Origin of the sequence: Nostoc sp. KVJ20, assembly GCF_001712795.1 — a bacterium.
In the GTDB taxonomy this organism is placed as follows: Bacteria; Cyanobacteriota; Cyanobacteriia; order Cyanobacteriales; family Nostocaceae; genus Nostoc.
The window spans coordinates 1-10,864 of record NZ_KV757830.1 but is presented as its reverse complement, the minus strand read 5'-3'; the positions used below and the strand labels follow the sequence as shown (position 1 = coordinate 10,864).

The following is a 10,864-nucleotide window of genomic DNA, read 5'->3' as shown; positions in this document are numbered from 1 at the left end:
TTCAGGGTCTCTGACCCAACAAATTTTCCTGGTGTCTATTGCGCGGTGGAACCACACTGAACCCTTCCCGAACTCAGAGGTGAAACACTGCTGCGGCAACGATAGTTTAGGGGTAGCCCTACGCAAAAATAGCTCGATGCCAGGTTTATTCTTACAACAAAACCCTCCTCATAATATTATGAGGAGGGTTTTGTTATTCCAGAGATGGATTTCCAAAATACCGTTTGAAGTATTTTAAAGAAGATTGCAGCTAAATATTTAGCGCTTGTAAGATTAAGATTTCTTATTTTTGATTTTTTGAAATGCCACTCGAACTACGAAACCTCACAGGCGGTTACGCTTTAGTGCCAATTGTCCAAGATATTAACCTAACTCTGCAAACAGGAGAATGGTTGAGTTTAGTTGGTGCTAATGGTTCAGGTAAATCTACTTTACTCAAATTGCTAAGTCGTATTCTCTCACCACAATATGGAACAGTGCTACTTGATGGTAAAGCAATTCACTCTCAACCCCCAAATCTAGTCGCACAGAAACTGGCATTATTACCGCAACAACAAACGGTTCCCGTTGGGTTAACAGTGCGGCAATTAGTAAGTTTAGGACGCACGCCGCATCAACCTTGGTGGCAATGGGAACTAAAGGCTGAAGATTGGCTCAAAGTTGAAACTGCAATTAAAAAGACACAACTAGAAAAACTGAGCGATCGCTTAGTCGAACAACTATCAGGCGGTGAAAGACAACGGGCTTTTTTAGCTTTAGCACTAGCGCAAGAGCCAAAAGTTTTACTATTAGATGAACCGACAACTTTTTTAGATATCAACTATCAGTTGCAACTATTGGAACTGCTCAAAGGACTGAATCAGCAGCAGGAATTAACTATTATTACAGTTTTGCACGAACTGAATTTGGCAGCACGGTATAGTTCCCGTATTGGATTATTAAAACAGGGTCATATTTGGGAAATTGGTACACCGGAACAAGTCCTGACACCAAATGCGATCGCACAAGTCTTCGGTGTAGAATCAGTGATTATTCACACGCCTGTCGGATTACAGGTTTGTGCCATTTCTGCTATTTAAAATCTGCCAAGCTAGCAAAATCTAAATACTTGGATACTCTATTCTGTAAATGGATGGGTATCCAAGTGGGGAAATCATGAGAGGATTGAACACTCATCTAAGACTTGGTTTCCTGTGTCTGTGCGTCGATAATTACACTCCAGTCATCATTTGTTACAGCAGCTTCAAGTTGACGCTGACGCTCGGCTTCACTGGCATCTATTGTTTCTGACTCTTTAGAGAGAGTTGTGTCAGCCATTGCTTTCCGCAGTTTTAGCTTTTTCTCCTCATAGGCTTGGCGTTCCGCCTCTGACATTACCGCTTTCGCAGCTTCACCTACCGTGCTAGCCCACATTTCTCTATCAGTTGCGTTACCAGGTGGCGTACTTTCGAGTTCTGCTATCCACGCATCTCGCAAATCTTCCATTTCTTGACGCTTGGGGAATTTGAATGCTTGCACGCGGACAAAAGCACACTTTTGCTTACCATTTTTAGTGACATGACCGTTTAGAGAAAGCAATACATTCCGAGAATAGCCAATGTGCTGTGTACAGCGTACTGCGTCCAATACTGCGTAGACACCTGCAACTTTAGCGTTCTGAGCAGCTGCACTCCAAGTCTCAAGATCAATGATTTCAGTACCATCGTTTGCCAGTTTAGGGGTTATACTCACCTCAATGGCGGTGTGTTCCTCATCGGAACTATATAAAAAGTCATGTAGTCCACGGTGGTTTATGGGGACATTTTGATGTTCAATTGACGACGGGTTGTGCTGAGTTTCCATTGCAGTTGATCTCCGAGTTATTAATTAGCTATGCCAATGGCAAGCGCGAAGCGCTACGTAAATATATGCCCTTAAAATATTGAAGCTTAAATCTACTCACATCTCCAAATTCTTTTTCTTAAGGATTTTGACCAAGCAAAAACAACTATTAGAATTTATATGAATCAATTGACGCCTAAAAATTGGATATTCATCAAACAGAGACTAACTCCTTATTTATTTTTACTACCCGCTTTGGTTCTTTTGGGGTTAACTGTTTTTTGGCCTGCACTGCAAGCGTTTTACCTCAGTTTTACTAGCTATGAAGATATTGCCCAGCCGCCAGAATGGATAGGTTTCGCAAACTTTCTCAAGCTTTGGAAAGATGCGGTTTTTTGGAAAACCTTGGAAAACACTTTTCTATATCTTGTTGGTGTAGTACCAATTTTAGTAATTGCTCCCTTAGTACTGGCAATATTGGTAAATCAAAAACTGCGAGGGATGAATTGGTTTAGATCTGCATATTACACTCCAGTCGTAATTTCAATGGTAGTTGCGGGAATAGCTTGGAAATGGTTGTACGCAGAAAACGGATTACTTAATCAGTTATTTAAAGCTTTAGGTATTTTTCCAGAAGGTATTCCTTGGCTGACTAGCCCAGACAAAATTTTTGGTATTGTACCAATTTCTCTTGCCAGCGTTATGGCTGTCACCGTGTGGAAGGGACTAGGCTACTACATGGTGATTTATTTAGCGGGGTTGCAATCAATTCCCACTGATGTCTACGAAGCCGCTGCAATTGATGGCTCGGATGGGATCAGCAAACATTGGGATATCACCATACCTTTAATGAAACCGTATCTAGCACTAGTGGCGGTAATTTCGGCTATTTCTGCAACCAAAGTATTTGAAGAGGTATACATTATGACCCAAGGGGGGCCACTCAGTAGCTCGAAGACGATTGTTTATTATCTATATGAGCAAGCCTTCAACAATTTGGAAATTAGCTACGCTTGCACAATTGGGCTAGTGTTATTTTTGATAATTTTGGGGTTATCAATTTTGCGATTAGTTATTAATCAACAGGATGGGGATAATATCACAATTTGATATTTAAACTGCACAAAATCAAGCTTGGTAAGACAAGTAAGGAGAAGAGGGAACAACAAGGATATAAATTTTGGATAATGGTAAAGCGAGGCATACGACTTTTCAACTCTTTTTTATTTAAAACCGAGTTTGATACTCCACTACTGCACGACTATCATCGGTTAAATTAGTGGAAGCACGCACACGAAATTCGTCGTTTATGCGGTAATTAACACCCCATTGGAAGGGGTCATTTGTTGTTAAGATTTTAATACTGGAAACAGATATTTTGGAAGAAATATCAATCCCAGCTTCCGCTGCTAATTCTAAAGTTGAATTACTTCTTCCAGCTTCGGGATTCTCAGAAATAACGGTAGGAAATATTCGCAGTTCACTTAAACCAAAGGTACTGCCAATCTGATTAAAAGCTGACTGAAAATTGTTGAACACAGCCGAGCCTGCAATGTTAATTAGACCTAAAGTACTGTCAGCACGTCCTTGGGTGTCTACAAATCCACCTCCTAAAAGAGCAACAATTTCGGTTTGGCTACGTGACGGACTACTTGTTAGTTCTAAATTTTCATTCAGTTTGCTAGCTAAACCGTTGATAGTGGCTTCGACTCGAACACTTTCTAAGGATGATAAACCTGTGGTATTTATCCGGCTGAAATCATTACTTTGAGTTACGTCTAGTACTTTGGCAAATAGCCGAATATCTAAGTTGGGGTCGCGGGGTTGAGAGGGACTAAATGTTGCGGTATGTTTATAGCCACGAGCAAGGTTAAATTGGGTAGTAAATAAATTTACACCACCTTTTTCTAGCTGGATAGTGCCATCGGGTATTGGCTGATTGATTAGGCCGTTAACTATGAGATTACCAGTGGCACGGAAGTTGAGAATAGGGGGGCGGGTAATTTGAACGTTTTTGCCTAGTTCTAAATCTAGATTATTAAATCTAGCAATAGTATTTCCCATTCCATTCCCGATTTCAGTTTTACTCTGCTTATTATCTTTTGTGGGTGATACACCAAGACCACTATCATTTGCAGATGAAGTTGCGTCAGTAGATTCTGCCAGCAATACCTGACCATCAAATAAGTTTACTTTACCGCCAATTACTGGGCTAAGGGCAGAACCAGTAATCTGCAAATTGCCGCTAGCACCTCCTTGGTAAAGTGCCTTGAGATTCAACGTCAGCTGATCGAGATTAACAGTCAGGGGATTGTTGATAGTCGCATTCTCATTGTTGAAGATGGGAATTTCCCCAGCAGCTTCTACCTTCCCACGGCTAAATCTACCTTCAAGATTTTCTACTAAGATGCGGTCAAAATTAAACAGCACTCTACCTGTTACACGTCTGAGCTTACCTGGCAAAGCCTGGGCTGAAAAAGTAGCATTACTAATAGTAGCAATTCCATCTACTTCGGGTTTTTGCAATGTTCCACGCACCTTGAGGTCTATTTCTCCTTCACCTTTCTCAAATACCACTTGATTAGTTAATGCGTTTAACAGTGCCAATCCCTCGTTTTCCAGCTTCATATCCAAACTGATTTGCTCACTGTCTGGTGCGACAGAGGCAAAAGGCAATTTATAAGGAATGCTGCCAGTAATATCAACAGGTTTTGGCCCGGCAACGGCTACAGTACTACCAAAATTTAAGCGTCCGTTGGCATAGCTGAAACTTGCGATCGCTGACTCTATTTTATTCTGATTTAGTATTCCTTCTGTAATTTGCAATTCCCCTCTAGCTTGGGGATTAGCAATGCTTCCTGCTAAAGCTGCTGTACCGTTAAGATTTCCTGTGATTCCAACTGGTAGTTTGACAACATTATTCAATAGTTGTACGGGAAAATTATTCACCCGCAACTGGCCAGATTGTTCATCACCGCCAACGTTACCCGTGAAGGCAATCAGCCTGTTTTCAGACTGGATTCGTAATGGTCGCAAACTCAAAACACCATTTTCAAAGTTGCCTTCGGCAATCACTTTGTCGGCAGTATAAAAACGATTTTTTTCTTCCTTTTTACCCCAGGCAAAGTTTTGTCCATTCAAATTAAAATCCACTGATAATCCATTAGCTGTAGCTGTATTTACAGCCACTTCCCCGTTGAAAGTCCCCTTTAAGTCTGCCAAATCTGGTATGGGAGTGGAATTAAGTCGCTGTTCTTCCTGTTCTGCTACCAAAGCTTCAATTTCAGAAAACCGCTGGATTTGGGTTAATAAGGGTTGATTTGGCGCTCCTTGGGGGGTGGTGCTTAGATCGGCTGCTGTACCGTAGATTTCTGCTGAACCACCTGGCAAATTTTGTAAATCAAATATCTGCGCTACAGTTAGAACGTCTTGGATCTCTCCCTGGTTGACGTTCAGTTTCCCTTGTAGTTGAGGCCCTTTAGGGCTTTGGGCAAAAGTACCGACAAGGGCGTAGCTACTTTTGCCTTTGACAAATTCGCTACTGGCGAGTGTGGCTTTCCCGTCACCGTAGCGGAATTGAGCAGCTATTCGATCGCCTTTAACTCGACCAATTTGCGGATCAGCGATCGCAAAATTCCCCGTTGTTGCCAATGTCTGCTGATTAAACAGCAAATCCCCAGTTAACAATCCAGCTATCTTACCAGTACCCAGTCGAGTAATTGGCGGCGGACTCAAGTTCAATATTTGTAAGGGGAAATTGGCAACTTTGAGCGCCCAATCATTCCCTTGAACATTACCTGTAGCTGATGCTTGCTGCCATTTTACTAAGAAGGATTTCGGGCGATTATTGGCATCTAAATTAAAGGCCAGGCGATCGCTATTTCCTGCCAAGTTCAAATTTAAACCGCGTCCCTCTGCTGAATCGATGTTTCCAGTTAACAACGGCTCAAAAGCAATATCTTGAACAACTAAATCTCGTAAATTAATTTGCCCTACCACATTTGGCAAGGGCAGCTTACCAGTGATTTGACCATTAAAATCAACTCTCCCCGCCACAGCAACCTGATTAGGAAGATTAATCGGTAACTGTTTTAAGTTGTAATTCTGCGCTTGGACGTTGAGATTTAATGCAGTAATTTCCGGTATGCCCGCTCCCTTAGCATTGGCTAATATGTTACCAGTAACACTTAAACCGGGAGCAGTTGCTCGCTCAATGGTCAGCCTTTCACCACTCCAAGCGATCGCAGCCGTCAGAGGTTGTTCAAGACCAGGGATACCTTGGGATAATTGCACCTGTCCAGCAGCACGCACATCAGCTAACTTGGATGATCCTAGCGTGCCAGCTAATTGCAACTGACCGCCAAATTGACCCCGCAATTGCTGATTTAACCGATTTAATTCCACACCGGAAGCATCAACTACAGCTTGATAACGACCATTAGCCAATTGGATATTAGAGGCTGCGATCGTTCCACCTGCAACATCCAACCGTCCTTGACCGCTGGCTTGGATGGTTTGCGGTTGGAACGATTCAATAGAACCCGCCACGTTTGCTTGACCAGTTAAGGCTCCCCGGAACTGCGGGGGTACTGCTGCCAACTGCTGCAACGGTACATTATTTGCTTGAACTTGTGCCTGATATACACCATTACCGACTTGGATATTAGAGGCTGTAATAGTTCCACCTGCAACATCCACTCGCGCTTGACCTATAGCTTGGATAGTTTGTGGTTGAAACGATTCAACAGAACCCGCCACGTTTACTTGACCAGTTAACGTCCCTCGGAACTGCGGTGGTACTGCTGCCAACTGCCGCACAGGTACATTCTTAGCCTGAACTTGCGCTTGATATACACCATTACCCACTTGGATATTATTAGCTGTAATAGTTCCACCCGCAACATTGACCCGCGCCTGACCGCTGGCTTGAATAGTTTGCGGTTGAAACGACTCAACAGAACCCGCTACGTTGAACTGACCATTTAACGCTCCTTGGAACTGCTTTGGTAATGTTGCCAATTGCTGCACAGGCACATTTTTAGCCTGAACTTGCGCTTGATATACACCATTACCCACTTGGATATTATTGGCTGTAACCGTACCGCCGCCAATAGTAAGGCGACCTTCCCCAGTGCCACGGAAGGTTTTCAAACTGAAATTATCTCTGTTACCTGCGATTTGGAACGTACCCGCCAATGGATTATTTAAAGCTGGGGGAGACTGTTTCAATATCCGCCCCAACCGCACACCATTAGCTATAAGTTGAGCAGAGAAGCCTTGGTCTTGTAGTTGGACATTAGAAACTACAACTGTGCCGCCACCAATTTGAACTCCTGCACCATCACTGCGAATCGTGGCAATTTCAAATGGTGCTGTGCTGCCTGAGAGGATGAGACGACCATTAAACTGTGCCCCCGCCAACGAGACATTTTGCAGTTGACTTTTGTCTACAAAGGGTTCCAATTTTACCCCAGAGGCAACAGCCACAGCTTGCCAACGATCATTGGCATAACTACCAGTTGCCCGTACCTTACCACCACTTACATTCAGAGCCACATTACGGAAAGAGACGGTGCGATTTGGAGCGATCGCAACTTCGCCAGTTCCAGGGTAAGTTCCGTTAGGAGCTTGGAATCTTACCACCGTTTGGACATTGGTAGGAGCGCCGGTTAGTTGGGCTGTAGCTGAGACATTGCCGATTTGGAAAGCGGGAGTTGTTTCATAAACTTTTGCGATCGCATCCCCTGGAACATTCTTGGCAGCAAAATTTAAATCCAGTCGCGGGGTTTCACCGAGTTGAATTTTACCAGCGCCCGTGATCTCACCACCAACTTTAGCTTTACCCTGAATATCTTTTAGGGTAATTAAAGAGGAACTAGTAACAAGCTCAAACTTACTACTGATGCTATTAAAATCAACTTTATCAATCCGGGCAGTTTGGATTGTGGCAACTGTACCTGAGAGAATTGGTGCTTTAGTTGATCCGGTAATCTGCAAAGAAGCTTGTACTTGTCCAGCGATCGGCACAGGTAATGTTACCTTGAGAGTCTCTTGGGCATTCGCCAAACTCACCGCATTTACCCGCCCTGTCAACTTAAAACCTGCTTGAGTGTCGATAATTCCCGTAGCCACTAGGGGAATTTTGCCGTAGTTGGTAGTGACATTATCTAACTGCAACTCCGTTCCCTGAAAACGGAGGTTTCCTTGACTATTGCTCAACAGTTGCGGGACTTTGGGTATTTGAAGTGTTAACCCTTGCACAGCCGCACTGCCATACAATAAAGTATCCTGTCCTGGCATCAACCGAATCAGCAAGTCGCCATTGGCTCGACCAGTCAGTAAGTTCACTGGTAACTTAATGAGGCGAGTAATATCCGCAGCCAGCAAGTCTTGCGATCGCAACTGAAAGTTCCCTGCTAGCTCCTTAGAACGCGTCTCTCCCTGAATGGCAATATTACCACCACTGTCTGCTTGACCCTCCACTTCAAACCTGACCAACTGGTTATTTGCTAAAAGCTGTGCAGATCCGTTCAGTTGAGAAAATGTTATAGGAGATGAGGAGGATGAAGTTAATGTCACTCCCTTATCTCCCCCTCCCCCCTGCCCCCTGTCCCCTGCTTCCTCTGCCCTCTCCTGCGGCATCAACGCCAGCTTGGCATTGCGAAACCGCAAATTGTCCAAATCGGTTTTAATTGCGCCGCCTTTACCTGACGACGCTATAGTAGTGGAAACCCAGCGCCCTTGGTCATCTTGGTCAATGTAAATATCTGGATTGACTAAGGTAACATCTAGCTTTAAGTGGCGGTTAAAGATTAGTTGTGGCAGGTCAAAACCCACCTCTACAGCTTCGACTGCGGCCCGATCTGGATCTGTGGGTGTGGCTGGAATAGCTGAAGCCCCAAACTGCACTCCCGTCAACGAAAATTGTGTGACTCTTCCCAGTTTTACCGGACGGTTGAGTGTAGTCGTGAGACTTTGTTGTGCCAAAGGTGTTAATTCTGTTTGGACAAAAGTCCACAACCGCCAAATACCGATGATAACTCCTAACAGTAAAAGTCCGCCCAAAGTAATGCTACCCCGACTCAACACCAGCAACCACAGACGCTTGCGGATAGGGGACGGGGAGAGAATATCTTGATTGGGAGTTTTAGTCATTTGCTTTCACTGTATTAATTACCAGATGTCGCTGGCACACACAAGCATTAACTGACACATTCATTCAGTATGCCATTTCCAGGATACGCCAACTAAACCCAAGACCTCATTGGTTAAGTTACGGTATTTGCTTGATCCAATACTTATGCTTAATAATATTGGGGTTTTCAGGAAAATCTGATCTCAATAGAGTGAAAATTGTTCCTTTGACTTTCGCACAGGTGCAACCTAGAACTTTAATATGAATAGACCTTAAAAAAGACAGATGATTACACCAATGCGTGTCTTTGTATTAATTTTTAATGCTCGAACGGAAAATGAGGGGATTCACACGATTCGGGAAGGCAATCGCAATAAAATTCTGATGTTTGAGTCAGAAGACGACGCCACGCGCTTTGCCTTAATGCTGGAAGCTCAGGATTTTCCCGCACCTACACCAGAGCCGATCGATGCTGAGGAAATTAAGGAATTTTGCGAAAGTGCTGGATATGAATGGGAAATCATCCCAGAAAACAGCAATTTAGTTGTCACTCCCCCAGAACTGAATGTCGAAGAAACTGACTGGCAAGCAGACGCCCACAAGGAGGATACTGTTGAAGACACCTTCCCTCTCAATCAACAGCCACTAGAAGAACCAGAATTGTCTGATTCTGAACTAGAGAAGATGCGTCGCAAATTGGAAGGATTGTTGTAATTAGTCATTAGTCATTAGTCATTGGTCATTGGTCATTGGTCATTGGTCGCTAATTGACTAATGACAATAGACGTAGGCGGCTTACTGTAGGACAAATGACAGAGGACAAATGACAAACTTGCAGGAACGTGGGCATCTTTTAACCGAGCTGGTAAATCCTAATAGTCTAAACTTAGACCAACTCAGTTCTCTGGAATTGGTGGAGTTGTTTAATAACGAAGACCAAAAGGCAGTCGCAGCAGTTGCAGCGGCGAAAATTCAGTTGGCTGAAGCAATTGAGCGCACCGCAGAGCGTTTGCGCCACGGAGGACGCTTATTTTATATCGGTGCGGGGACAAGTGGCAGATTAGGGGTGTTAGATGCTGCTGAGTGTCCACCTACTTTTTGTACACCTCCAGAATTGGTACAGGGGATTATTGCTGGTGGTGCTGGGGCCCTGGTACGTAGTTCTGAGGATTTAGAAGACAGTATCGAAGATGGTGAGGCTGCGATCGCTGGGCGACATATTACCCAGTTAGATGTCGTAGTCGGTATTACCGCTGGTGGAACAACGCCTTATGTCCACGGTGCGCTTCATGCTGCTCGTCAGCGAGGAGCCATTACTATTTTTATCGCCTGTGTTCCGGCTGAACAAGTTAGCTTTGATGCCGATATTGACATTCGTCTATTGACAGGGCCAGAAATCATTGCTGGCTCAACTCGTCTGAAAGCTGGTACAGCTACAAAGTTAGCTTTAAATATCCTTTCTACCGGGGTAATGGTCAAACTAGGCAAAGTTTATGGCAATCGGATGGTGGATGTAGCAGTAACAAATCAAAAGTTACGCGATCGCGCTTTGCGAATTTTGCAAGACCTCACAGGTTTAAGCCGGGAAGCTTCTGGTTTTTTACTAGAACGCAGTGGTAAATGGGTGAAGCTAGCGCTATTAATGCACTGGACTGGTTTAGAAAAAGACGAAGGCGATCGGCTTCTTTCAGAACACCAAAGTAATCTCAGGGAAGCTGTTGTCAGCTATCAAAACCATAAGCAACCTTGAAAAATATTCCTAAATAAATATTCTAAAAAAAGGCGTGCTACTTCTCTTAGTAGCACGCCTTTTTTAGAAAATATTCCCTAGAAAACCTGATATAGCAGGAGGCAGGAGGTAAAAGTATTACTATTCCTAGCCTTGGGGTTTTTAAAATGTCCTAACCT

The 10,864-nt window shown here is 43.8% G+C and carries 6 protein-coding genes and 1 rRNA gene; 5 read left to right on the top strand and 2 right to left on the bottom strand.

Annotated features, from left to right (window positions below; genetic code table 11):
• The first annotated feature begins 27 nt into the window (after nucleotides 1-27).
• Both rrf and A4S05_RS38035 read left to right on the top strand, forming a co-directional pair.
• Nucleotides 28-145 (top strand): 5S ribosomal RNA (rrf, locus tag A4S05_RS38040).
• 157 nt (nucleotides 146-302) lie between these two features.
• On the top strand, nucleotides 303-1,079 hold the full coding sequence (locus A4S05_RS38035; protein ID WP_069074898.1) for an ABC transporter ATP-binding protein: 777 nt from the start codon (nucleotides 303-305) through the stop codon (nucleotides 1,077-1,079).
• A 97-nt stretch (nucleotides 1,080-1,176) separates the two neighbouring features.
• Here the strand turns inward: A4S05_RS38035 and A4S05_RS38030 are convergent, their stop codons facing one another.
• Complete coding sequence (locus A4S05_RS38030) at nucleotides 1,177-1,842, bottom strand: GIY-YIG nuclease family protein (protein ID WP_069074897.1); 666 nt, start codon at nucleotides 1,840-1,842, stop codon at nucleotides 1,177-1,179.
• Nucleotides 1,843-2,001: 159 nt separating this feature from the next.
• Here A4S05_RS38030 and A4S05_RS38025 point away from each other — a divergent pair, with 159 nt between their 5' ends.
• Nucleotides 2,002-2,931: a carbohydrate ABC transporter permease gene (locus A4S05_RS38025; RefSeq protein WP_069074896.1), complete on the top strand. Its 930-nt coding sequence runs from the start codon at nucleotides 2,002-2,004 to the stop codon at nucleotides 2,929-2,931.
• 117 nt (nucleotides 2,932-3,048) lie between these two features.
• On the opposite strand, the gene A4S05_RS38020 is transcribed toward A4S05_RS38025, so the two are convergent.
• Nucleotides 3,049-8,976, bottom strand: coding sequence for a translocation/assembly module TamB domain-containing protein (locus A4S05_RS38020; protein ID WP_069074895.1), 5,928 nt, complete (start codon nucleotides 8,974-8,976; stop codon nucleotides 3,049-3,051).
• A 265-nt stretch (nucleotides 8,977-9,241) separates the two neighbouring features.
• On the opposite strand from A4S05_RS38020, the gene A4S05_RS38015 reads away from it, so the two are divergent.
• Both A4S05_RS38015 and murQ read left to right on the top strand, forming a co-directional pair.
• Nucleotides 9,242-9,670 carry a DUF3110 domain-containing protein gene (locus tag A4S05_RS38015; RefSeq protein ID WP_069074894.1) on the top strand — a complete coding sequence of 143 codons (429 nt, stop codon included), beginning with the start codon at nucleotides 9,242-9,244 and terminating at the stop codon, nucleotides 9,668-9,670.
• A 109-nt stretch (nucleotides 9,671-9,779) separates the two neighbouring features.
• A complete protein-coding gene (gene murQ / locus A4S05_RS38010; RefSeq protein ID WP_069074893.1) occupies nucleotides 9,780-10,706 on the top strand; it encodes an N-acetylmuramic acid 6-phosphate etherase in 927 nt (308 codons plus the stop codon).
• Nucleotides 10,707-10,864 lie beyond the last annotated feature (158 nt).

Bases quoted from the DNA above. Each gene is read 5' to 3' on its own strand.
- murQ (WP_069074893.1), top strand. From the start codon at position 9,780: ATGACAAACTTGCAGGAACGTGGGCATCTTTTAACCGAGCTGGTAAAT.
- A4S05_RS38015 (WP_069074894.1), top strand. From the start codon at position 9,242: ATGATTACACCAATGCGTGTCTTTGTATTAATTTTTAATGCTCGAACG.
- A4S05_RS38020 (WP_069074895.1), bottom strand. From the start codon at position 8,976: ATGACTAAAACTCCCAATCAAGATATTCTCTCCCCGTCCCCTATCCGC.
- A4S05_RS38035 (WP_069074898.1), top strand. From the start codon at position 303: ATGCCACTCGAACTACGAAACCTCACAGGCGGTTACGCTTTAGTGCCA.
- A4S05_RS38025 (WP_069074896.1), top strand. From the start codon at position 2,002: ATGAATCAATTGACGCCTAAAAATTGGATATTCATCAAACAGAGACTA.
- A4S05_RS38030 (WP_069074897.1), bottom strand. From the start codon at position 1,842: ATGGAAACTCAGCACAACCCGTCGTCAATTGAACATCAAAATGTCCCC.